Raw genomic sequence first — 22,320 nt, 5'->3', positions numbered from 1 at the left:
AGAAAAGAGGTGTCGTCATGCAAGTAACTGCAAACAGGAAAATGATGATGTCAAGGTGTGCAGTGAGATGAAACGAGTATGGAAGTCTATGCTGGTCTTGCTGTTGGTGCTCTGCCTGACGGCCTGCGGCGGCACCCCCGGCGGCGGAGAAGAAGGGCCGCCCGAGTCTCCTGATGACACAGCGACCTCCGCCCCTCCGTCCGACCATAACTCCGACAGTTCATTGGGCGGTACCTATTGGACGGCTGTACAGCACGAGTCCTACAACGATCTCTTTGACCGCACAGAGGTGAGCCAGATGCCCACGGAGCGGTGGTGGGCCGATCTCTTTCTCAACGAGGACGGAACGGCGCAATTCCGTGAGGTCCTGGGCGACAGCTTTAACAGCTATCTGGGCAGCGGGACCTGGTGGCTCGGCGCGGATCACACCCTGCGGCTGACAAGTTCGGACGGCGATGAAGATGGTGAGATGAATGGCCGCATTGAAGATGGCCGCATCATTTTGGAATCCTTCTATGGGGATCGATTCTATTTTGAAAAAGCGGAGCGGCCGGGCCCGGGCGGCGAACTGTGCATCGCAAATCTGCATGGGACATGGCACATGACCACAGGCGAGGTGGAGAGCTGGAGCTATAACGCCCGGGAAGAAGGCCTGGCCTCCACGCTGGTTTTTGAAAGCAGGTGGAGCGACGCCATCGAGGGATATGTGCTGAGCGCGGATTATTACTTCGCGGACTTTCTGGATACGGATGAGCCGGAATACCGGCAGGAAGCCGAGCTTCGGACGGAGCTGCTGGAGGAACCGCTGTTCCGCGGCCTCTCCAACGAGCTTTGGAGCGTCCGGCTCTATCATGATGATACCGGCGCGGAGTTCTTTCTCACCCTGACCGATCCGGATACGCTGTATCTCCAGGAGCATTACGAGACGGACGGCGCTCCGGCGCTCCGCACGGCGGTCTATCAGAGAGTAGACGCATTCCTGCCGGAAACGCTGCAGACGGCTTTGTATGAGGAGCCCTCTGACTGCCTGACCTTCTACTGGCCCAACCCACCGGACGATGTATCCGCATGGCTGGAGGTACTGCCGGTCACAAAGCTGGAGCCGGATGGACTGGACAGGCTGCTGGTGGTGGGGCGCTGGTATGAAACACAGATCCGGTTCTGTACGGGCGAGCCCCTGTGGGATGACAGCGGACGGCTTCTGGATTGGGTCACGGACGAGATCCTGTACGACGAAACGCTCAACATTGATGAGCCTCGGTGGTTTTCCCTGACGATCCCGGAAGGCGTACCGAACCTGTGCCTGCACATCAAGCGCTCCTGGGAGGATTTTTGGTACCTCTGGCCCATCACCGACACAAACGGGTATCTGGTGGATGGGTGGACATTCCTGACACCATAACAAAATAAAACAAGAGAGGAGATCGCATTATGGGACTGATCAAAGCTGCATTGGGAGCCGCCGGCGGCGTGATGGCCGACCAGTGGAAGGAATTCTTCTACTGCGAAGCGATTCCCGCGGATGTACTGGCCGTCAAAGGAAAAAAGAAGGTCACGGGCCGCTCCAGCAACACCAAGGGTGATGACAACATCATCACCAACGGCTCTGTCATCGCGGTGGCAGACGGCCAGTGTATGCTCATCGTGGAGCAGGGCAAGGTGGTGGATATGTGCGCCGAGCCGGGCGAGTACACCTACGATATGTCCACCGAGCCCAGCCTTTTCTCCGGCGATCTGGGCGAATCCATCAAGGGCGTGTTCCAGAACATCGGCAAGCGCTTCACCTTCGGCGGCGAGGCCCCCAAGGACCAGCGCATCTACTATTTCAATACCAAGGAGCTCACCGGCAACAAGTACGGAACCCCAAGCCCCGTCCCCTTCCGGGTGGTGGACCAGCGGGCGGGTATCGACATCGATATCGCCATCCGCTGCTTCGGCGAGTACAGTATCCGCCTGAAAAACCCCATGCTGTTCTATACCAATGTCTGCGGTAACGTCAGCGAGGACTTTAAGACCGAGCAGATCGCTGGGCAGATGAAGACGGAGCTGCTCACCGCCCTGCAGCCCGCATTCGCAAAGATCTCGGAAATGGGTATCCGTTACTCCGCCCTTCCCGGCCACACCCTGGAGCTGGCCGATGCCCTCAACGAGCAGCTTTCCTCCCGGTGGCGGGACCTGCGGGGCATGGAGATCGTTTCCTTTGGCGTCTCCAGCGTCAAGGCCAATGAGGAAGATGAGCAGATGATCAAGGAGCTGCAGCGCAACGCGGCCTTTATGGACCCCACCCGGGCGGCGGCCCATCTGGTGGGCGCACAGGCCAGCGCCATGCAGTCCGCGGCCAGCAACCCCAATGCCGGTCCCGCTATGGCTTTTATGGGCATGGGGATGGCTGGACAGATGGGCGGCATGAACGCCCAGAACCTCTATCAGATGGGCGCGCAGCAGCAGGCTCAGCCCGCACACGCACCTGTACCCACGCCCCCGCCTGCCGCCCCTGGCTGGACCTGCGCCTGCGGACAAAGCGGCATCACCGGCAGCTTCTGCCCTAACTGCGGCAGCAAAAAGCCGGAGCCCAAGCCGGCAGCAGAGAGCTGGCAGTGTACCTGCGGTGCAGCCGTCACCGGAAAATTCTGCCCAGAGTGCGGCAAGCCCCGGCCCGCAGCGGACGGCTGGACCTGTTCCTGCGGCGCGGTGAACAAAGGGAAATTCTGCGCGGAGTGCGGGGCGAAAAAGCCCGCTGGCGTACCCCAGTACAAATGCGACAAATGTGGCTGGGAGCCAGATGATCCCGCCCATCCGCCCAAGTTCTGCCCGGAGTGCGGCGATCCCTTTGACGATGGCGATGTGCAGGGATGACCCGTGGAAGAAAAACCGCCGTATTTTCTGTTGTAGGTCTGTTCCTGCTTCTGGCGGCTGCGGGATATTGTTTCAGAGGTCATCAGGGAGGTGATTCATCCATACAGAAGAAATCTGCCGTGCCGCCCGGTACCTTGACCGGCGTCACATACAGCCACACCAGCGGCATGGTTGCCAGAGCGGATTTTGCCATCACGCTTTCGCCGGAGGCCATTCTGGAAACAAGCTATTATCCGGCCCTTGCTCCGGATACGGCGGAGGACGAGGACTGGTATCATCCGTCCACCAAAGAGAATGTCCCCATCACCGCGGCTCAGTGGTCGGATGTGGAGCAGATCATTCTGGAGCTCTACCCGCTGATGGAGCCCATCCCGGAAAACCGGCGTGAGGTGAAGCTGCCACCGGGGATCGAAGTCATGGATGGCGGGGACTCCACCAGCCTGATCCTGACCTGGAGCACAGAAGACGGAACACGGAGCATCCGTTATGATCCGCCAAACGACCGCCGTATCCATACGCTGATCGCTCTGCTGGAGGAGCTGGCCGACCCCATTGGACGGGAGATCCCCCGCTATGCCACGCCGGAGCTGAGCGGCTTCTATATGGGTCAGTCTGGGGCTCTCTTCTCCAAGGACTATTCCTTCCAATTCGACCGGGGTCCGTCTGTTGTGTACGGAGAGGACGCCCCCTATATCCTCCGGGCCAGATTTACCCCGTCCGGTCGGAAGCAGGAGATCTGGAGTGACTGGGCCGTGTCAGATGAGGAGTGGGATGCCTTCACCGCGTTTGCGGAGGAGATCCGTCTGGAAGAACAGCCGGACGGCAGCTCGGAAAAGCCGGCCTGCACCCTCTATTACTCTGACGGCAAACAGCAGCAGAAGAAATTGGATCAGGAAACAGCGAAGCAGCTCCGGGCGTATTTTACAGAGCTGGCCCTGTGCCTGCTGGATGAACAGCCATAGTACGCAAAGCGATCCATAAAAACAGAACATAGGAGGTACTACAAATGAAAGGTCAGAAGATTTTGAAAGTCACATCCATTCTCATGATCATCGGCGGCATCATCGCCGCCATCGCCGGCGTCATCGCCATTCTCGGCGTCAGCGCCCTGGCAGCCCTGTCGGGGAGCGCGGAGGGTACCGGCCTGCTCTATGCCAGCTCCATTCTTGTGACTGTGGCCTCTGTGATCCAGTTTATCGCGGGCATTAAGGGCATCGGGGCCTGCAGCGCACCCCAGAAGGCCGCTTCCTGCGTCAAATGGGGCATTATCATTGCGATCTTAGCGATCATCTCCATCATCATCGGTTTTGTAGGCGGAGGCCAGTTCAGCATCACCAGTCTGGTGCTCAACCTTCTGCTGCCGGGATTGTATGTCTACGGCGCCATGCAGATGAAGGGCACCGCGTAAGCGGCTTCAGAAAGGGGTGCAGATGATGGGGCTCTTTGGAAAACTATTTGATAAAAAGGAATGCTCGGTCTGCGGCGGCGAGATCGGGCTGCTGGGCAACCGCAAGCTGGAGGACGGCAATCTGTGCAAGGAATGTGCCGCCAAGCTCTCCCCCTGGTTCAGCGACCGCCGCCAGAGCACGGTGGCGGAGATCCAGGAGCAGCTGGCCTACCGGGAGACCAATCAAGCCAAGGTATCCTCTTTTCGCACCACCCGTACTCTGGGTGAGCGTACCAAGGTGCTGCTGGACGAGGATGCGGGTCTGTTTATGGTCACCTCCGCCAGAAATTGGGAGGAGGCCAATCCGGATGTGCTGTCCTTCTCCGATGTGACCGGCTGCAAGTTGGACATCGACGAGCGCAGGACGGAGATCGAATACAGGGATAAGGATGGAGAGCGGCAGAGCTTCAATCCCAAACGGTATGCCTATTCCTACGATTTCTACATCGTGATCAACGTCAACAATCCCTATTTCAGCGAGATCCGCTTCCAACTCAACAGCAGCTCAGTGGATAACGATGAGGAAACACTGCTGGATGGGCCCGACGCCATGCGCAGACCCCGCGGGGGTCTCCGGGCTAAAGCCGGCGGAATAGGCGGCGGCTCCCTGACCTCCAACGCGGAGGAGGTGCGCTCCAGCGTGGAATACCGGCAATATGAGGAAATGGGCTGTGAGATCCGGGATGCGCTGCTGCAGGTCCGGCAGCAGGCGCGGGAGGAAGCGGCCGCGGCCGCATCACCCAAGGCGGCGGTGACCTGCCCGTACTGCGGGGCGACCACCACACCGGATGCCAGCGGCTGCTGCGAGTTTTGCGGCGGCGCAATCAACGGATAAGAATACCTTGGAGCAATAGAAAACAACGAAAATGAAAGGAGCTTCACCATGAAGAAGTATGAAATTTTAGGAGAAAATCTGCCGGTCGTCGTATGTGAATTGTCCCCAGGCGAATCCATGATCACGGAGAGCGGCAGCATGAGCTGGATGAGCCCAAATATGAAAATGGAAACCACCACCGGAGGCGGTATGAAGAAGATGCTGGGGCGGCTGGTGTCCGGCGATTCCGCATTTCAGAACAAGTTCACTGCGGAGGGCGGGGACGGGTTCATCGCCTTCGCTTCCAGCTTTCCCGGGGCCATCAAGGCTCTGAACATCAGTGCCGGCCGGTCCATGATTGTGCAGAAAAGCGCGTTTCTTGCCTCTGAGGAGGGTGTGGAACTATCCATGCACTTCCAGAAAAAACTGGGCTCCGGCATCTTTGGCGGCGAGGGCTTCATCATGCAGAAACTGAGCGGAAACGGGATCGCCTTTATTGAGATCGACGGTCACGCGGCAGAGTATGACCTGAGCGCCGGACAGGAGCTTCTGGTCAGCACAGGGTACCTGGCGGCTATGGAGGAGAGCTGCACCATGGATGTGGTTGCGGTCAAGGGCGCAAAGAACATGCTCCTGGGCGGAGAGGGTATTTTCAATACCGTTGTCCGGGGACCCGGCAAGGTGATCCTGCAGACCATGCCCATCAGCAAGGTAGCCGAGCTGCTGACGCCGTTTTTCAGCAACAAAAAATAAGAAAGGACAGAGAGGAGAATGGCCATGAAAACCAAGTTCAAGCTGTCGTGCCTGTTCCTTGCGGCGCTGATGCTGTTCAGCCTCACTGCCTGCGGCAAGGACAACCCGGAGCCCAGCTCGACATCGGAAGGAACCGAGCAGACAAAGCCTCCTGTGGAAGCGGGAAGCGGAACAACGATCCATACAAATCTGTGGGATCTTACTTACGATGAGGCGGACGGCTGGGTCTATGAGGAGGACGACCTTCATGACGATGAAACATCCTCCAAGATCATCCTGACGCTTCCCAAGGAAGGCGAGGATGGAAGCATCGTCGATGCGGAGATCCGCGTTTCTGTGGAAGATCCGTATACCTTCCGGGACTATCTCACCAGCTACGGCTTTGACGAGTACGAATATGCAGTCGATCAGACCTATGATCTTACTCCCGTCGGCGGCATCGATTGCCTCAAAGCAGAAGGAAACTATTGGGGTTCCCCCTGCCTGCGGTATATGAACCGGGTGGAGGGCGCGGGAGCCACCGTATTTATGGAGATCATCGGCGAGTACGAGGATGAGCGTGTAGACAAGCTGCTCTCCGGCCTGACGATCCATCTGGAGGATACCGGAAACGAGGATGGCCCCTGGTACTGGGAGGGTGAGCCCTTTTCTGCCCAGCCCCGCAGCGTCATGGTGGGTACGCACACGCTCAGCAGCCAGTGGCTGCCTATCACAGACTGCATCATCACAAAGGAGACCTTCAATCACGCGGCTGCTGTCACAGGAGATCAGGCTTACCTTCTGGTGGACGGAGAATTGAAGCGCTTCGATTACGACGGCGTCTCTTTGAAATTTGCGGAGGATATTGTGCTGGACGCGGAATATGAGGATATTTCCGCCGACACCACAGGGACCCTCTGGCTGGCGAATTTTATGGAGCCGCTGATCAGCTGGAAGGACGGCGCACAGACGGCGTCCTATGAGGGCCCGGATCACGTCACCATGCACCCATCCGGGACCTGGGGCGTCAGCTGGTTCTCCGGCCCGGAATGTGAAAAGATCACCCTCTCCGGCGGAGCCCTCAAGACGGAGCCCATTGTATTCCAGGAAGTGGATATCCTCAGTCATCTGCTGATCGACGACAGCCACATCTATGTCTGCGGGTCTGCCGTGGATGGCAGCGGTCACAAGGTGTTTGTCTATGACAGCAATGGCGCGCTGCAAATGACTTTGGCAGATTCCGACGGAAGCGGCCTGGGAAGCATTACCTTTATTACGCAGACCGCAAATGGCTATCTGGCCCTGGACGGAAATATGCGTGAGGTGGTGCTCTGGACCAAGGACGGCGCCTATCTCGGCGAGGCGGATGACGGCGACCTGTTCGGCACGGACTATCCCTGGTTCTGCGGCGGCGCGAAGCTGGCTGACGGCAGCATCCTTGCCATTATGACCGAAGACAGAGCGGACGAGTCCGCAATGGAACTGGTTGCATTCAAACTCAGTGGCTTTTAAGGAGGGCCTGACATGAAACGCACGAGGTTATTCTGCGTCCTGCTTGCGGCGGCGATGCTGCTCAGTCTGGCCGCCTGCGGCAAGGACGACCCGAAAGAGTCCAATTCGCTCCAGATCGGGGACTATGCGCTGCTCTACAAGGGGGCCAGCATTATGGAGGACTCAGATGGAAACGACGCGCTGGTCCTGACGCTGGATTTTACCAACAACAGCAAGGACAGCGGCTCCTATGTATGGTCCATCTCTGAAACAGCGATACAGAACGGCGCAGAATTGGCTATCGCCACCGTCTTTGCGAACAGCGACTCCTACGACACGGTGATCGACAGTCAATTTACGGATGTCGCGCCGGGTGAAACCCTTGAACTCCGCACCGCCTTTGTGCTGGCGGATACCACCAGCAAGGTCGAGGTGACCTTTGAGGAGGCGTTCGGCGACAAAACCGGTAAGATCACCGTCGATCCGTCCACACTCAGCCGGGAAGCGGCGGGAAGCGGTACGGGTCAGGATACTGGAACCGGAGATATACTGCTGGACTGGTGGAACGGCGACTGGTACGGCTGGTGGATCATGACCGGCTGCTCGGGCGACTACGAGGATCTGGAGGGCGCCTGGTGGGACATCTGCGGCGCCATTGACATCGGCGGGGACGGCACGGGCACTGTCACCCTCTGGGATGAGGACTACACGAAGTCGGAACCGATGGTCTCCGCGTCGGTCAGCCTCAGTGATGATGGGACCAGCATATATGGCACCATGACATCCGAGGGCGGCGCCTTCACGGATATTGCGCTGGAGCACGGGGACTGGATCGTTGACCCGGGACTGGTGGACTATGGGGACATGATCCACATTGACGGTGATTACGAAAACGGCGGAGATGCGTTCCACTATGATATCTACCTGCGCCCGTGGGGGACCTATTGGGTGGATGTGGACGAGGAGGATCTGCCCAATCTCTATGACAGCTGGTATCTGCCTCTGATCGATGCGGAGGAGCCTATGCCGGACAGCATCGGATGACACCAGAATGGGGATCGTTCCCGCCCCATTTGGGGCGGAGCGATCCCCGTTTGCGCAATGGTATGGAGCAGTGACGTTTGAAAGGAGCAGTTATGAAAAGGACATCAAACCGAGTGATCGCATTTTTTCTAATACTGGTTCTGGTGCTGTCTCTCTGTGCCTGCGCGCAAAAACAGCAAGCGGGAACAGACGAACCAAATCGAAGCGCCGATGGTGAGACGCTGTCTGGTATGCCCGATCAAAAACTGCCGGAAAAGCTGCGCCCGGGGGCCGGGGGATCGGATATGCAGCCGACACCGACCGGATTCTCCGCGGAAGCGGAACAATCTCTTGTTTGGCTGCGGGAGAGAATGGCTTTTCCGCAGACCATGTTCGGCGCGGCCTTCCTGGGCTATACCGGAGAAGCGTCTGATGGAGATTGGCTGTCAGAAACAGACCAAGCGACGCTGCAGAAATACCCTTTTATTTCCGAAATCGATACGGGGCATACCATCGGGGAGGATGATTATCTGTATTGTCTCGTGCCGCTTGATGAAAATGCCACGGTTTCCGTCAATCTCATGCGGTGGGATTCGAAATCAGATACTGAAGAGGTCATCGAGGTTCTCTACCGGTCTGAAGTTGGAGATCCGCTGCTGATCTTTGCAGCCGGCGGGGACGATGCATACGTATACCTGTCCTACATACAGGTCCAGATCGTAGACAACGCAGGCAACAGCTGCGTGTGGGAGCCGCAGCTCTATACATCAACGGGGCACATCGTGCCATGTTTCTCGGAAAACGGAGACTACCTCTCCTTCGACTTTACGGAATACGGCTGGCAGGGCGTTCCTTCCGAGCTTGCACCGTGGCTGGCAGACGGCTGGAGCGGCGTCTATGCCTCCGGGCTTGGCGGCAGCTGGACAACGCAGGCAGCGGCATGGGATACGGACCGTATCGCAAATTACTACCTGTGGTTCTTTCCCGAGGATGAGATGGGAGGAACGGTCGAACTGTATTGGGAATACGAGGGTGCCGATCCTTCTAAAACGACGTGGGAAGAGGTGTGGAGCGGTTTCTGGACGACCACATCCGTCATGGATGGGCCCAGTTATGTGACCGTCAGCCTGTCCCTTGTTGGCGGTGATAACTATGGCGTCACAGACGGCCCGTATTATATCTCGGAGACTTATCCGATTTTGATGAGTCCCAGCGGCGAGGAGATGGTGATCGGCGCTGGGGAGAACGAAGTCAGCCTGCCGTTTATGCCGAAGTACGACGCGCAGCTGTGCGTCCTGACGCTGGACAGCTTGCTCACCGACCCGCTCGGCTGATCTTCTGCGGATTACGGCCTGTTTCGGTATAGACCGTTACAGCGCCGGCATGGGAAGGAGGAATTTCAGATGCCAACACAGGTAACAAATTATCAATGCCCCAGCTGCACGGGACCGCTGCATTTCTCCGGTGCGTCCGGCCGGTTGGAGTGCGAATACTGCGGCGCCAGTTATGATGTTGCGGAGATCGAGGCGCTCTACGCAGAGAAAGAAAAAAAGGCGGCAGAAGCCCAGCAGGCGACGGAGGAAGGCGGCGCCGGGCAGGGCGCGCCAGCCGCGGATGGAGGCGCATGGGACACCTCTGACTTTTGCGAGGATTGGGGGGCTGAGGGCGACGGTATGCGGGCCTACGGCTGCCCAAGCTGCGGTGCGGAGCTCATCTGCGAGGAGAGCACGGCGGCGACCTCCTGCCCCTATTGCGGGAACCCCACCGTGGTGCCGGGCCAGTTCTCCGGGGCACTGCGGCCGGATTTCATCGTTCCGTTCAAGCTGAGCAAGGAGGATGCGGTAAAGGCCCTCAAGTCCCACTACAAAGGGAAGTTTTTCCTGCCGAAAAGCTTTACCGGTGAAAATCATGTGCAGGAGATCCGGGGGATCTATGTTCCCTTCTGGATGTTCGACGGCGAGGCGGAGGGCGACGCCCATTATGAGGCTGCCCGCTCCCGTACATACCGCTCCGGCGACTACGAGATCACGGAGACGAAACACTACGATGTCTACCGGGCCGGAACCGTCACCTTTGAGAAGGTGCCGGTGGACGCCTCCAGCAAGATGCCGGACGGCCACATGGACTCCATTGAACCCTATGACTACAAGGAGCTGAAGCCGTTTTCCACCGCGTATCTCCCCGGCTTCCTGGCCGATAAGTTCGATGTGACGGTGGAACAGAGCCGGCAGCGGGCGGATCAGCGCTGTGAGGGGACCCTTGCCTCCGCGCTGCGCGGCACAGTGAAGCGTTATGACCTCTGCGTTCTCAGAGACAGCAGCGTTCACCTGCGCAGGGGCAAGGTGCATTACGCCCTGATGCCCGTCTGGATGCTGAATACCAAGTGGCATGGGAAGGACTTCCTCTTTGCCATGAATGGACAGACCGGAAAGCTGGTGGGCGACCTGCCGGTCAGCTGGGGGAAGTTCTGGGGGCTGTTTGCCGCCATCGCCGTCCCCCTGTCTGTGATCAGTTCGGCGCTGGTCCTATTGCCGTGAGAAAGGAGGCGGACCGGATATGAAGAAAGCATATACTGCTCTCGCGCTGGCGTTCCTGTTTGCGCTGTCCCTCTGCACTCCCGCAATGGCGGCAATGGAGTACGGCGTGATCTATGACGAAACGGAATCCTTGGGATCGCAGGAACTGACCATGCAGGGAGAACAGACCCTCCCCCAGCTCTCCCAGGCGCTGGGCCTTGATCTGCGGGTGGATGTATTGACCCAAAACAGCTATGACGGACTTGGCGACGCCGCCGCGGGGATCTATGAGGAATATGATTACGGCTATGGCGAGCACAAGGAGGGCGTTACGCTGACCATTCTGCTGGAAGCGCAGGATGGGGATACTTACAGGATGGTTGACGAAAATGACTGGTGCGTCTACGCCAGACTGAGCGATGAGCGGGGCAGCGGCCAGGAATTGTCCGGCGCCGTCTACGATGCGGTACAGCCCTATATGGCGGCGCGGGCGTGGAACGGCGAGGACATGACCATGAGCGCCGTGGCGCTGACCCAGGCAGTGGACGCCATGGCAGAAACGGCGGAGGATTACATCCTCACAAATTGCCCGCCGGCCGGCTCCGGCGAGGATGTCGGCGTGGAAGAACCGGTGCAGGGCAGTGTCACGATGCAGTATGTATTTGATGTTGCAGACCTTCTCCCCTATGAGAAGTGGGAAAAGCTGGAGGCGCGGGCCGAAGCTATTTCCCAAAAGCAGGATTGCGGCGTTTATTTTGCTCTTGTGGATGATTACACGGAATACGGAAACGGCAGCGTCTTTGAGGTCACCTATCAGCTCTATCACGGCAGTGAGCTCGGTATGGGCAGCGGGCGGGATGGGATCATCGTACTCCTGAGCATGGCCGAGCGGGACTACGCCATGTTCGTCTACGGCGAGTACGCCGAGTATGCCTTTGATGAATATGGGCAGGAGAAGCTGGAGGAGCAATTCCTGGGCGATTTTGGGGAAAACGACTGGTATGGCGGCATTTCCAATTACTTAGACGCCTGTGAAGAATATCTGACGAAGGCCGACGCCGGCAAGCCGGTGCGCCGTCCTTACTGGATCTGGTTCGTCATTTCAGCAGGATGCTCCTGTCTGGCCGCGGGGACGGTTTGCCTGTGGCTGCTGCGTAAGATGAAGTCCGTCCATCAAAAGGCGGAAGCCGATGCGTACCTCACCGCTGGCGGCTTACACCTGACAAAGCAGTACGACCAGTACACCCATACCACTGAAACACGCACCAAGATCCAGAAAGAGAGCTCGGGCGGCAGCGGCGGCAGCACCTACAGCGAAAGCGGGGGCGGCGGCAGCGGCCGCAGCGGGAAATTCTGAGAAGGAGGCCGGATGATGAAGAATTTGCTCCGGAGCCGCTTTCTCCCGGCGATTTTGTGCATGGCGCTGGCCCTTGGCCTGTCCGCCTGCGGAGGAAAAGACACACCGCCCGTTGAAACGGAAACGGACGGTGCGATGGGCACCCTTTCCGGCAGCAAGGGAGAAAAAGATTCCGGGGTGGGTGTGTTCTCCGGCAGCGGGGAAGAAACAGCGGAGGCGGAATTGGCGGAGGAGTCCCTGAACCTGTTGTATGACGCCATGGCATACGATGACCAGTACGCCGGCGCGGTCGCCTATCTGGGATACAGGAAGCAGGGGGACTCCACCCCGCTGTCGGACTGGCTGGTGGAGAATTGTGCCGGATTGGTGGAGGCCATGCCGTTTCTACTAAATATACCGGCCGAACATATCCTTGGCCCGGGCTATGGTGATTTATTCTGCATCGTTCCCCGGGATAAGAATACCAGCCTTGCCGTGAACCATGTCACCTGGGAATCTCTCGGTAACGGCGTTTGGCCTGTACCGGGTGAGGTGCTCTACCGGGAGGAGTGTGCTCAGTCTGTACTGATATTCGTAAATTATGAGCAATGGCGGGATGAACCGGACACGGAGATCGTCCTTGTGACAAACGATGGCGTGGAGGTGAAGTGGCTTCCGCTGACCGATGAATACGGCATTCCCATCGTGCCCACCGGGGAGAACTACCTTCCCATGCTGATGGATTTCGGCATCTGGGGCTATGTGACCGGGTTGGACTACCCCGAGGACTGGGAGCCGTCCGGGGACGACTGGTGGCTGCCGCCCACAGACTGGGGGCTGGCTTACACAAATTGGACCTGCGAGCAGTGGTACATGGAGTTCGGCTGGGGCGACAGCGACCCGGACTATTCCGGACGCATCGATCTCTACCATCAGCCGGAGGATGGGCAGGAGTATGCGTACTCGTATTCCGGCATCTGGCGTATGGAGGGCGACTGCCTGTATCTGGACCTCTCGGACGGCGCGGGCACCCGCATGAGCGGCAGCTTCCCGGTGCTGATCGACCCCTCCGGCGAATCTCTCCATATCCAGCAGGATCGTGAAACCGGTGTGTGTCCACCCTTTTTTGGCGAGGGCATGACCTGTATGGATCTGATACGCGCCTATGGCTGAGAGAACATCAGGCGCACAAGTGTGGAACAGGCGTGAAAGGAGTATTTGTATGAGTATTTTTGACAGGCTAAAGCAGTCCGCCGTGGATGCCGCGGCGACGGCAGCCACAGCCATTGGAAACAAGCGGGAAACCTTTACCTTCGCGGCCCTCCCCGAAAGCCTTGCTCAGATGCAGGCTCTCCCGGAGGCGGCCCTTGACACACCCTTTCAGGCGGCGGCGCTGACCGTGCTGGCCCTGTGCGCCTATGCCGCTGACCGGCAGATCGGCACGGATATGCTGAATTGGCTGCGGGGGCCCCGTCCTTTGAGCGGACAGGAGATCTCCTTCTTAAACGACCGTTTTCGTGACGGAAAGACCTACCTTCCATTCACCTACTTCGCCGGCTCTACCCCCGACAACAATTACACACCCGCCCAGCCCTATACCATCCGGGTGGAAAGCAACCATGTTTCCGGTGAGGAGCAGGGCTATATGAAACTGTTTATCCCCTGCGGCGGCGCGGACAGCCCTCGCCCCATCAAACTCCGACAGCGGGGCAGCGATGGGAAATGGTTCCTCTGGGAGCAATATCTGCTCACCGGTGTCCGCACCCCTAAGTCCGCCGACCCCTGGGCTTGAGTCAGGCGGCGCGGCTGTGGAGGCTCGGCTCATGGAAGCCGGAGCAGGCGGGAGCGATCAGAAAACCATCTGTATTTATCGGATTGGATAGAGGGTGCCGATCATGAAAACAGTGCTGTTTATATCATCCAATAAGGTGCTGGGACAGGGGTTGTCAGCGGCCATCCATGCAAAGCCGGAGCTTGACTTCCTGTGGGCGGCCCAGCTCCATTATCCGCAGGCTGTGGTCGGCGTTGATATCTTTCATGCGGATGTGGTGATATTGGATATTGTGGATCAGGCGGATATGGATCAGGCGGTCGGGATCTGCCAACCTCTTCGGCAGGTTGAACAGGACCTCAAGATCCTGCTTCTGGTCAGGCCGGAACAGTCCGCCGTATGCAGCCGTGTCATAGATGCAAAAAATGCCGGACTGATCGATGATTTCGTCTTTTATGATAGTTCTCTGGCGTATCTGCTGGCGAAATTGGCGGCGTTTTCATAGAATGATTGCAAATCAATCAATAGATTTTTCTAAAAATAATCAAGATAAGAAGTATAAAAAAGCGAGATGTGCCAACGCTTTAATTTTTTGTGCAAGCTGATTTTATATAGTTTGATTTTTTCTTGAAACGCTATAATCCTTATGGTAAAATCAAGTTAAAATTTTAATTTGATTTTTTGCCAAAGGGGGTTATGATATGGCAGGTACACGCAAAAGGGTACAAAGGACGATTAGCAGAGCAGAGGCTAACAACCAATATCTAAATAGCGTCTTTCAAGAATTTATAGCAGAGAAAAAGGCACTAGGCAGAGTAGAGGAATCTGTTGTTTTGTAGTTGGTACAGGTGCAAGGCTTGGAACGCTAGTAGATATACGCATGAAGGATATAGACCTTAAAAACGGGAAAGTATTCTATCAGCACACAAAAAATAAGAAGTTACAAACTGCTAATCTTTCTCCGCAATTAGTCAAGAACTTAACAGAATATATTGATATGTGGCGTGTTGCCAATGTTGAAGAAGATGATTACTTATTCTGTAATGTTAGCGGAGAACAGCTTTCTAAAGCGTCACTTACACAAGGATATAGGCAATATACAAAAGATAGAGGGGTCAATAAATCTAATATTCACGGCTTGCGCCATACATTCGCTAGAGAGTGGTTCTTAAATGGCGGTGATGTGGTACAGCTTTCAAAGATACTAGGTCATTCTACCCTTGCTATGAGTGAACACTATATGAACATCTATGCAGATATGGCAAGAGATAGATTTGTTCAATATAATCCGCTCGATAATATAGCAAGAAGTGGAGCAAAGAAAACAGTAAGGCGCAAGGATTAAGGAGGAAACAGCTATGTGTGAATACTACGGCTTGCCGCTTGCGCTGATATTTGAAGAACTGATAGATATGGATAAGCCAGAGGACAAGGCGCAAGAGCAGAGGCCAGCAGAGGTAGAGCAGGAACAGCAGAACAAAGGGGAGCGGCAAAAGTAAGCCGCTCCCCTCTTTGCTTATTTATCCAGCCGCCGCTTGTGCGGCCTTTAAACGGCCCGCTACGCTGTTTGCGGCCATTGGGGGTGTTGGGATATTCCTTGCCGCCTAAAATGGCTCTAGCGGCCTTCTATGGCCCTTTACGGCCTGTTCCGCTCCATCATGGCATACCGCCGCCGTCACTACCTACGGCGGCCTGTGGCCGCCTCCGGTGCTTGGCGGCTCCCTCCCGCTCCAACAGGCAATAACAAGGGCGGCGGCTACGATCAACCGCCGCCCGCTCGATTGTCTTAAAGAGCGTCTATCTGTTCCCACATAGAGGGCTTCTTTTCCTTGGGCTTGGGGGCGAGTTCGGGGAAGAATTTAATAGCAAACTCTTTTCGGAGTTCGATAAAGGACATTTGGCGTTCCCTACCGTTCTTGTCCGGTGGTACAGGCTTGTTCTTTAAGTCTTTCAGCCATTGAATAGCGTCCGGCCCTTGTTCTTTGACATATCCAATAATAAATTCAAGGTTGATTTCCTTAATATCTTTTATCTCTTTCATTCTTTGTTCCCCTTTCTTTTATAATATGCTTAATGTACCTAGATTGTATATCAATGAAGAAAAACCGACTGCAATTATCTAACTTGTAACTACGAATAAATGAGTGATTGCTATGCGGCATGAGTCAAAATGGATCTGCTGTCCTCAGTGCGGCAGCAAAACGAAAGTCAAAGTATATGAAGAAACGGTTTTAGTAAAATTCCCGCTATACTGTCCAAAATGTAAAAAGGAATTCATGGTCAATGTGGTAAAACTGAAGATGGTATTGAGCGACGAGCCGGATGCTTAAAGCACAGAGCCTGCTGATCCCCCTGCCGGGGAAAAGCAGGCTCTGTTTTTTTATATAGTCATCCAATCTCAATGGCGTCCTTTGTCCGGAGTGCGGCAATGACCGATTCCACCACCGGGATCAACGCTTCGGCCTCCTGCTCACTGCATTCCTCAATCATAAGCCGAAGTTGTTGTAGAGCGGGAGTTTCGCGCTGCTGCTCAGGGTTAAAAATGGTTCTGGCATCAATACGGAGGGCACGGATCAAAGGGTAGAGCACCTCCATCTTGGGATTTGCCTTGTAGTTCTCAATATTCATCACGGTTCGCACATCGATATCCGCCATGTCTGCTACCTGAAGCTGGGTCAGACCGCGCCGATAACGTGTGCTCTTCACCGCATTCCCCAATGGATAGGAGAAGTCATACATCGCAGTTCACCTCAAAGATATTCTACAATACATCTTTTTGCGGGTGAATGCGACACAATTCGCTTGTTTGATGTATCGCAATACACGAACCAACAAGCCTGAGATACATAAAACTGAATTATATTATCGGCAAGACAGTCGCATTTGCCGAAGAACAAAAATTATAAGGGGGTGATGCTGGCTGTCTGTGTGCCGGCCGCGTAAGTGGACAAGGAGAAATGCAACATGGCAGATAACAGCTGCCGCATTAAGTTGTTCCATCTGGTTAAGCCGAGTCACACTGCTTTCAGGACAGCACGAGGAAGACTGTCAAGAAAAAAACGGGATACGCAAGCTGGGCATATGAGAAAGAAAGAAAAACCTCCGCCTGCTGCCCCTGTATCCCGCCCTGGACTTCTTAATGCAGATCAAGCACAGGTTGCCGATTCTCCATTTTTGCACGGGATCGGCAATTTATTTTTTACATATAATCTTTCTGTTGGGTGCCGTGATCCTCCGAACTGAAATTCGGTCTCATCCAAATTTCAGAAAACGGAGGAAAGTGTTATGGGCTTCAACAGAGATAGCTATGCCGCTCGAATCAAGAATTTACGGAAAAGCCGAGGACTTACGCAGGAGCAGCTGGCAGAGAAAATGAACATCACCAGTACATACATCCTGAAAATTGAAAACGGAAAGCAGACCGGCTCAGTTGAACTGGCTGTGGAGCTTGCAGCATTCTTCGATGTCTCCCTGGATTATCTTTTGTCGGGGAGAGAATTTAAAGCTATGGATCAGAAGCAGAACCTGCGAATGACCATTGCATTTTTGTCTGAATTGGAGGCAAAACTCTAAAACCTTCCATTTTGGGTAGGTAACCTTCCATTCTGTTTATGTAATTCTGAAACACACAGAGTTACAATCTTAGTGAGATCAGTTAATCTCACAGTACCTTGAAAAATACTGCTCCAAGCAGTCATATCCGGTAGCATAGATACATCAGCTGACGGAGCCAGCGTCAGGCCGAGTGCGCGAAGACCACCTGTGCGGATCATTTCCGCATCTAAGGACGGCCAATTAAGGTGCAGAGCGATACCCACTCAGGCCAGAGCAGGATTGGCACCCTGCTTCGCCAAGATCCCGTCAGCCCACAATGGTACTCCTGTACGCAGCTTCGGGCGTTCCCCGGAGGGGTGAGATTCCCGTGATGTGCGCCAGCACAGTTTATGTTGCCGCCCTGCCTGGGGAAGTAGTGTCGAATACAGGCAAAAATTCTTGATATTAGAAGCAATGGAGGTCGCCTGCAATGTAGTAGAGCAAGCCAAGGCTTCCCCAACCAAATTGGGCGGCCTCTATTTTTGTGGTATCAAGGTTTAGTAAAACCGTAAATGAAGGGAGGATTACTATGACAGTACAGAATGTAAACATCGATTACTGTGGCATTATCACGCTGCTTAAAAACCTTGTCCAGATTGGGAAATGCACCGAAAAAGAGGCTCAAAAAATTGCAAGCTACCTCTCTGTGCAGGATGGTGTGGAGATCATTCTGTTTCCCTGATTTTCGTTGCATTTGGTGATAGCTATTGGGGCAAAAGTGTGGTAGTGTTTGTTGCTGTAAGGAGGTGAACTGACATGGAGAAAAAGCAGCTGACCGATGGAAGTATGGCCCTGCAGGAAAAGCAGTGCAGAGTTATTACGATAGAGGCTACTGAAAAGCAGCAGGACATCAAGCTGCGGGTAGCTGCTTACGCCCGTGTCAGCTCTGCTTCCGATGACCAGCTCAACTCCTTCGCCGCTCAGAATCGGCACTATGCAGACCTGATCTCCGGAAAAGAAAACTGGAGCATGGTGGACATTTATGCAGATGAGGGTATCACAGGCACTTCTGCTGAAAAGCGGGAGGACTTCCAACGACTTCTGGCAGATTGCCACAGAGGGCTGATTGACCGGATATTGGTGAAATCCATCTCCCGATTTGCCCGAAACACCACAGAATGTCTGGAGACGATCCGAGAACTGAAAGCGCTGGGAATCAGCATCTACTTCGAAAAAGAAAATATCGACACATCCACCATGTCCGGTGAGATGATGACGGCCATATTCGCTGCCTTCGCTCAGGCTGAGAGCGAATCAATCTCAGGTAATATGCGGTGGAGCTATCAGAAACGAATGCAAAGCGGTAAGTTCATTACCTGTAAGGCGCCGTTTGGATACCGGTTGTGCGATGGGAGGCTTGAAATCGTAGAATCCGAAGCACAAATCGTGCGGTTGATCTTCGACAGGTTCCTGGCTGGGTACAGCACCACAGAAATCGCATCGGAAATCACAAGCTTAGGAATTCCCACAAGAGATAAAATCCCATACTGGCAGCACACAACGGTCTGCTATGTCTTGCAAAACGAAAAATATGTCGGTGACTCCCTGCTGCAGAAACGATATTCGACTGATACCCTTCCGGTCAAAAAGAAGATAAACCATGGAAATAAGGATCAGTACTACATTGCAGACAGTCACCCACCTATTGTGGACAGGCTCATATTTGAAAGGGCGCAGGCGCTGTATCAGGCGAAAAGCTCTAAAATTACCCATTCACCTCGGGAGCAATATCCCTTCACCATGACGATCCTGTGCGGAAACTGTGGGACATACTTCAAAAGGAAAATGTCAAAGGACATAACATACTGGGTGTGCCGCAAACACGACAGACAAAAAGATGCCTGTGTCATGGAACAGATACCAGAGTCCCAAATCGAGGAAGCCGTCCTGCGTCTGTACTATAACCTCAAGCACCATGGAGAGCCGATCCTCTCCCAGATGATCACCAGTCTCCTGACGATCCGCAACCGCAGAATGCTCTGGAGTCTGGATGTCATTGAGCTGAACAAACAAATATCTGAACTTTCCAGTCAGAATCAAATGTTGACCACGCTGAAACAGCAGGGCCTCATTGATCCTGACATTTTTATATCCCAGAGCAATGAGCTGACCGAACAGCTCCGCACTGCAAAGCTGAAAAAGGAACGCCTGTTAGCCTCCGATGGCGACAACACCATCGCTCAAACGCAGGAGCTGATGGATATCTTAGAAGCAGGGCCGGATTTCCTTGATGCCTTCGATGCAGAGCTGTTCGGTGAACTGATTGACAAGATTATTGTGGACAGTAAAGAACAGCTTCGATTCCGCCTGAAAAACGGATTGGAGCTTACAGAAACCATTGAAAGGACGGTGCGCTGATGGGAAATCGGAAACTGCCCTTCGGCTATCACATGGAACTGGGTAAAATCGTACTTCATCCACCGGAGGCAGTGCTGGTAAAGCATGTCTTCCAGGCGTATATCGCCGGAGAATCCTACAACAGCCTGGTTGAGTGGCTTCGGGAGCAGAAGATTCCATACGATGTTGGAAGGGTCTGGAACAAAAATATGGTAGCACGGATTCTGGAGGATCGCCGTTATATCGGTGACAAGGGCTATCCTGCTATCCTGCAGGAAGAAACTATGACAAGTGCGATAAAAAAACGCAGCGCCAAGCAAGTGACCACCCATATTACAGAGGCACAGAAGATCCTTCGCCGTCTCAGTGGGTGGACAGAAACGAAGCAGATAGAACAGCAGGTGTTAGGTCTGCTCAATATGCTGCTCAACAATCCGGAACGGATTCAAGTGGTGTCGCCCCATCCTAAAAGCGAGAATGTGGAACTGCAAAGGCAATTGGATGCAGTGCTATCCTGCCAGCCAATCGACGAAGATGCAGCTCAAGAGCTTATCCGCTCCATTGCCTCTGTACAATATAGTGCTATCGATGCAGATGAATATGAGAGTATCCGGCTCCGGCGAATATTTGCCCAGCATCCGGTCATGCGTGAATTGGACGCAAAACTGCTGAAAACCACGGTATCCGCAATCCGTGTATACAGTGATAAATCCATAGCCATACGACTGAAAAATAATCAAATCATAGGAGTGAACCACAATGAGAGACAATCCACCCAGAGTCATTACGATCCCTGCGAAAGTGGAAAGCACAGCACAGCAGGCTGTCCAGCGGCAGCTGCGAGTCGCCGCTTACTGCCGGGTATCTACAGATGACGAGGAACAGCTCACCAGCTACGAAGCCCAGCAGACCTACTATACCGACAAAATCATGGGCAATAAGGACTGGACGATGGCAGGCATTTTTGCCGATGAGGGCATCACAGGAACTTCTGCCCGAAAGCGCCCTGAATTTCTGAAGATGATCCGCCAGTGCAAGCGTAAGAAAATCGATATCATCCTGACCAAGTCCATCTCCCGCTTTGCCAGAAATACGGTAGACTGCCTGAACTATATCCGGGCTCTCCGGGAATTGGGTATCGCAGTCATCTTCGAAAAGGAAAACATCAACACCATGGAGTCGGACAGCGAGATCCTCATCACCATGCTGGGCGCCTTCGCCCAGGCGGAAAGTGAGAGCATCAGCGCCAATGTCCGCTGGGGCAAGCGGCAGGCCATGCGGGAAGGTAAAGCCATCATACAGTACAAACGCCTGTATGCATACGAGAAGGGCGAGGATGGTATGCCCCAGATCATTCCGGAACAGGCAGATGTCGTCCGGTCGATTTATGACCGGTACCTGACCGGCGCCAGCCTGCGGATGCTCAAAGACTGGCTGGAATCGGAGCAGATCCCCAATGTGGCAGGAGGTGCAGAGTGGACCATATCATCGATCCGCAGCATCCTGACCAATGAAAAATACTGCGGTGATGTCCTGCTCCAAAAGACCTACATCAGTGACTGTATCAGCCGAAAGGTAATCCGCAATACAGGTCAGCTCCCAATGTACCTGGTGGAAAACCATCATGATGGAATCGTAGACCGAAAGACATTCGATGCGGTACAGGCAGAAATGGCAAGGCGCAACGCAGGAAAAAGTCCTTCAAAAAAGAATGCTCCCACGGGAATGACCTCCTATGCCAGCAAATATGCGCTCTCAGAGCGGCTTGTATGTGGAGAATGTGGAACACTGTACCGCCGATGCACATGGTCCAAACGGGGCAAAAAACGGGTTGTATGGCGCTGCGTCAGCCGACTGGACTATGGAACAAAATATTGCCACAACTCGCCATCAGTCGATGAAGATCAGCTTCAGCGGTCGATTCTCGCAGCAATCAACTCTGCAATGAGCCGGAAAAGCACACTCATCCGGAAAATCACCGGAGCTATGGAACAGGTGCTGGCACCGATTCCAGGCGAGAGCATGAGCCTGTCAGATATAGAAAGTCGGCTGGATGAGTTGAATGACCTGACAAGGACTCTGGTGGCAAAAGCCGCTCATGCAGAAAATCCATCCATCTATACAGTCCAGCTCAAGGAAATTATGGACGAGGCCGCTGTTCTGAAGGAAAAACGGCAAGCCATAGAAGAACAGCGTAAAAGCAATGTGCGGGCAATTCGACGGATCGAAGAAGCTGCCGCGGTCATGGAGGGCGCATCTGCAGAGATTCAGGAATGGGATGAAATCCTCATCCGACAGCTGGTGGATACGGTGAAGGTCGTCTCTGCGGAACATATCACGGTGATCCTGCGCGGGGGCATTCAAGTGGAGCAGGATATGATATAATGAGAAAAAGAAGGTGAA

The 22,320-nt window shown here is 54.6% G+C and carries 25 protein-coding genes; 23 read left to right on the top strand and 2 right to left on the bottom strand.

The features are described from left to right. The first annotated feature begins 67 nt into the window (after positions 1–67). The 16 genes from SRB521_RS01960 (at position 68) to SRB521_RS15935 (ending at position 15,485) form a co-directional block, all read left to right on the top strand. A complete protein-coding gene (locus tag SRB521_RS01960; RefSeq protein ID WP_129868759.1) occupies positions 68–1,402 on the top strand; it encodes a hypothetical protein in 1,335 nt (444 codons plus the stop codon). Between the two features lie 29 nt (positions 1,403–1,431). Further along, positions 1,432–2,856: an SPFH domain-containing protein gene (locus SRB521_RS01955; protein ID WP_116721476.1), complete on the top strand. Its 1,425-nt coding sequence runs from the start codon at positions 1,432–1,434 to the stop codon at positions 2,854–2,856. Between the two features lie 134 nt (positions 2,857–2,990). After that, complete coding sequence (locus tag SRB521_RS01950) at positions 2,991–3,818, top strand: hypothetical protein (protein WP_173017902.1); 828 nt, start codon at positions 2,991–2,993, stop codon at positions 3,816–3,818. Between the two features lie 44 nt (positions 3,819–3,862). Beyond that, entirely contained in the window at positions 3,863–4,264 is a 402-nt protein-coding gene (locus tag SRB521_RS01945; RefSeq protein WP_087347549.1) for a hypothetical protein, read from the top strand. Positions 4,265–4,286: 22 nt separating this feature from the next. Further along, positions 4,287–5,138, top strand: a complete 852-nt coding sequence (locus SRB521_RS01940; protein WP_242976501.1) for a DUF4428 domain-containing protein — start codon at positions 4,287–4,289, stop codon at positions 5,136–5,138. Between the two features lie 48 nt (positions 5,139–5,186). After that, positions 5,187–5,870 (top strand): TIGR00266 family protein, encoded by a 684-nt coding sequence (locus SRB521_RS01935; RefSeq protein ID WP_116721478.1) that lies wholly within the window; start codon positions 5,187–5,189, stop codon positions 5,868–5,870. Positions 5,871–5,894: 24 nt separating this feature from the next. After that, complete coding sequence (locus tag SRB521_RS01930; protein ID WP_116721479.1) at positions 5,895–7,361, top strand: hypothetical protein; 1,467 nt, start codon at positions 5,895–5,897, stop codon at positions 7,359–7,361. Between the two features lie 12 nt (positions 7,362–7,373). After that, the gene (locus SRB521_RS01925) at positions 7,374–8,384 is read left to right on the top strand and encodes a DUF5067 domain-containing protein (RefSeq protein WP_116721480.1); all 1,011 of its coding nucleotides are present in this window, start codon (positions 7,374–7,376) and stop codon (positions 8,382–8,384) included. A 113-nt stretch (positions 8,385–8,497) separates the two neighbouring features. Continuing rightward, entirely contained in the window at positions 8,498–9,697 is a 1,200-nt protein-coding gene (locus tag SRB521_RS01920; RefSeq protein ID WP_129868758.1) for a hypothetical protein, read from the top strand. A 69-nt stretch (positions 9,698–9,766) separates the two neighbouring features. Further along, positions 9,767–10,900: a TFIIB-type zinc ribbon-containing protein gene (locus tag SRB521_RS01915; RefSeq protein ID WP_116721482.1), complete on the top strand. Its 1,134-nt coding sequence runs from the start codon at positions 9,767–9,769 to the stop codon at positions 10,898–10,900. Positions 10,901–10,919: 19 nt separating this feature from the next. After that, entirely contained in the window at positions 10,920–12,236 is a 1,317-nt protein-coding gene (locus SRB521_RS01910; protein WP_116721483.1) for a TPM domain-containing protein, read from the top strand. Between the two features lie 12 nt (positions 12,237–12,248). Continuing rightward, positions 12,249–13,388, top strand: a complete 1,140-nt coding sequence (locus tag SRB521_RS01905; RefSeq protein WP_207215989.1) for a hypothetical protein — start codon at positions 12,249–12,251, stop codon at positions 13,386–13,388. 49 nt (positions 13,389–13,437) lie between these two features. Next, positions 13,438–14,007: a DUF6935 domain-containing protein gene (locus tag SRB521_RS01900; RefSeq protein WP_116721485.1), complete on the top strand. Its 570-nt coding sequence runs from the start codon at positions 13,438–13,440 to the stop codon at positions 14,005–14,007. Positions 14,008–14,101: 94 nt separating this feature from the next. Then, on the top strand, positions 14,102–14,491 hold the full coding sequence (locus SRB521_RS01895; RefSeq protein WP_207215988.1) for a hypothetical protein: 390 nt from the start codon (positions 14,102–14,104) through the stop codon (positions 14,489–14,491). Between the two features lie 279 nt (positions 14,492–14,770). Next, a complete protein-coding gene (locus SRB521_RS01890) occupies positions 14,771–15,331 on the top strand; it encodes a tyrosine-type recombinase/integrase (protein WP_116721487.1) in 561 nt (186 codons plus the stop codon). 13 nt (positions 15,332–15,344) lie between these two features. After that, positions 15,345–15,485, top strand: coding sequence for a hypothetical protein (locus tag SRB521_RS15935; protein ID WP_165366524.1), 141 nt, complete (start codon positions 15,345–15,347; stop codon positions 15,483–15,485). A gap of 287 nt (positions 15,486–15,772) precedes the next feature. Here the strand turns inward: SRB521_RS15935 and SRB521_RS01885 are convergent, their stop codons facing one another. Continuing rightward, the gene (locus tag SRB521_RS01885) at positions 15,773–16,027 is read right to left on the bottom strand and encodes a hypothetical protein (RefSeq protein WP_116721488.1); all 255 of its coding nucleotides are present in this window, start codon (positions 16,025–16,027) and stop codon (positions 15,773–15,775) included. A gap of 112 nt (positions 16,028–16,139) precedes the next feature. Between SRB521_RS01885 and SRB521_RS01880 the strand changes: the two genes are divergently transcribed. Continuing rightward, the gene (locus tag SRB521_RS01880) at positions 16,140–16,316 is read left to right on the top strand and encodes a cysteine-rich KTR domain-containing protein (RefSeq protein ID WP_116721489.1); all 177 of its coding nucleotides are present in this window, start codon (positions 16,140–16,142) and stop codon (positions 16,314–16,316) included. Positions 16,317–16,374: 58 nt separating this feature from the next. On the opposite strand, the gene SRB521_RS01875 is transcribed toward SRB521_RS01880, so the two are convergent. After that, positions 16,375–16,725, bottom strand: a complete 351-nt coding sequence (locus SRB521_RS01875) for a helix-turn-helix transcriptional regulator (RefSeq protein ID WP_116721490.1) — start codon at positions 16,723–16,725, stop codon at positions 16,375–16,377. A gap of 225 nt (positions 16,726–16,950) precedes the next feature. Here SRB521_RS01875 and SRB521_RS01870 point away from each other — a divergent pair, with 225 nt between their 5' ends. The 6 genes from SRB521_RS01870 (at position 16,951) to SRB521_RS01850 (ending at position 22,302) form a co-directional block, all read left to right on the top strand. Then, on the top strand, positions 16,951–17,229 hold the full coding sequence (locus SRB521_RS01870) for a hypothetical protein (RefSeq protein ID WP_129868757.1): 279 nt from the start codon (positions 16,951–16,953) through the stop codon (positions 17,227–17,229). Positions 17,230–17,271: 42 nt separating this feature from the next. Then, a complete protein-coding gene (locus SRB521_RS01865) occupies positions 17,272–17,559 on the top strand; it encodes a helix-turn-helix domain-containing protein (protein ID WP_116721491.1) in 288 nt (95 codons plus the stop codon). Positions 17,560–18,109: 550 nt separating this feature from the next. Beyond that, a complete protein-coding gene (locus SRB521_RS15930) occupies positions 18,110–18,262 on the top strand; it encodes a hypothetical protein (RefSeq protein WP_165366523.1) in 153 nt (50 codons plus the stop codon). A gap of 74 nt (positions 18,263–18,336) precedes the next feature. Next, a complete protein-coding gene (locus tag SRB521_RS01860; protein ID WP_116721492.1) occupies positions 18,337–19,938 on the top strand; it encodes a recombinase family protein in 1,602 nt (533 codons plus the stop codon). Positions 19,939–19,970: 32 nt separating this feature from the next. Next, a complete protein-coding gene (locus SRB521_RS01855) occupies positions 19,971–20,792 on the top strand; it encodes a recombinase family protein (RefSeq protein ID WP_165816279.1) in 822 nt (273 codons plus the stop codon). Next, a complete protein-coding gene (locus SRB521_RS01850) occupies positions 20,677–22,302 on the top strand; it encodes a recombinase family protein (protein ID WP_116721494.1) in 1,626 nt (541 codons plus the stop codon). The genes SRB521_RS01855 and SRB521_RS01850 overlap by 116 nt, the downstream gene beginning before the upstream one ends. The last annotated feature ends 18 nt before the right edge of the window (positions 22,303–22,320 follow it).

The organism is Intestinimonas butyriciproducens, assembly GCF_004154955.1.
Lineage (GTDB): Bacteria > Bacillota > Clostridia > Oscillospirales > Oscillospiraceae > Intestinimonas > Intestinimonas butyriciproducens.
The sequence above is the reverse complement of the archived record's forward strand: the minus strand, read 5'-3'. Positions and strand labels throughout refer to the sequence as shown.

Excerpts from the sequence above, each read along its gene's own strand:
- SRB521_RS01960 (WP_129868759.1), top strand. The coding sequence starts at position 68 with ATGAAACGAGTATGGAAGTCTATGCTGGTCTTGCTGTTGGTGCTCTGC.
- SRB521_RS01955 (WP_116721476.1), top strand. The coding sequence starts at position 1,432 with ATGGGACTGATCAAAGCTGCATTGGGAGCCGCCGGCGGCGTGATGGCC.
- SRB521_RS01945 (WP_087347549.1), top strand. The coding sequence starts at position 3,863 with ATGAAAGGTCAGAAGATTTTGAAAGTCACATCCATTCTCATGATCATC.
- SRB521_RS01940 (WP_242976501.1), top strand. The coding sequence starts at position 4,287 with ATGATGGGGCTCTTTGGAAAACTATTTGATAAAAAGGAATGCTCGGTC.
- SRB521_RS01935 (WP_116721478.1), top strand. The coding sequence starts at position 5,187 with ATGAAGAAGTATGAAATTTTAGGAGAAAATCTGCCGGTCGTCGTATGT.
- SRB521_RS01930 (WP_116721479.1), top strand. The coding sequence starts at position 5,895 with ATGAAAACCAAGTTCAAGCTGTCGTGCCTGTTCCTTGCGGCGCTGATG.
- SRB521_RS01925 (WP_116721480.1), top strand. The coding sequence starts at position 7,374 with ATGAAACGCACGAGGTTATTCTGCGTCCTGCTTGCGGCGGCGATGCTG.
- SRB521_RS01915 (WP_116721482.1), top strand. The coding sequence starts at position 9,767 with ATGCCAACACAGGTAACAAATTATCAATGCCCCAGCTGCACGGGACCG.
- SRB521_RS01910 (WP_116721483.1), top strand. The coding sequence starts at position 10,920 with ATGAAGAAAGCATATACTGCTCTCGCGCTGGCGTTCCTGTTTGCGCTG.
- SRB521_RS01905 (WP_207215989.1), top strand. The coding sequence starts at position 12,249 with ATGATGAAGAATTTGCTCCGGAGCCGCTTTCTCCCGGCGATTTTGTGC.
- SRB521_RS01900 (WP_116721485.1), top strand. The coding sequence starts at position 13,438 with ATGAGTATTTTTGACAGGCTAAAGCAGTCCGCCGTGGATGCCGCGGCG.
- SRB521_RS15935 (WP_165366524.1), top strand. The coding sequence starts at position 15,345 with ATGTGTGAATACTACGGCTTGCCGCTTGCGCTGATATTTGAAGAACTG.
- SRB521_RS01885 (WP_116721488.1), bottom strand. The coding sequence starts at position 16,027 with ATGAAAGAGATAAAAGATATTAAGGAAATCAACCTTGAATTTATTATT.
- SRB521_RS01880 (WP_116721489.1), top strand. The coding sequence starts at position 16,140 with ATGCGGCATGAGTCAAAATGGATCTGCTGTCCTCAGTGCGGCAGCAAA.
- SRB521_RS01875 (WP_116721490.1), bottom strand. The coding sequence starts at position 16,725 with ATGTATGACTTCTCCTATCCATTGGGGAATGCGGTGAAGAGCACACGT.
- SRB521_RS01870 (WP_129868757.1), top strand. The coding sequence starts at position 16,951 with ATGGCAGATAACAGCTGCCGCATTAAGTTGTTCCATCTGGTTAAGCCG.
- SRB521_RS01865 (WP_116721491.1), top strand. The coding sequence starts at position 17,272 with ATGGGCTTCAACAGAGATAGCTATGCCGCTCGAATCAAGAATTTACGG.
- SRB521_RS15930 (WP_165366523.1), top strand. The coding sequence starts at position 18,110 with ATGACAGTACAGAATGTAAACATCGATTACTGTGGCATTATCACGCTG.
- SRB521_RS01860 (WP_116721492.1), top strand. The coding sequence starts at position 18,337 with ATGGAGAAAAAGCAGCTGACCGATGGAAGTATGGCCCTGCAGGAAAAG.
- SRB521_RS01855 (WP_165816279.1), top strand. The coding sequence starts at position 19,971 with ATGGAACTGGGTAAAATCGTACTTCATCCACCGGAGGCAGTGCTGGTA.
- SRB521_RS01850 (WP_116721494.1), top strand. The coding sequence starts at position 20,677 with ATGAGAGACAATCCACCCAGAGTCATTACGATCCCTGCGAAAGTGGAA.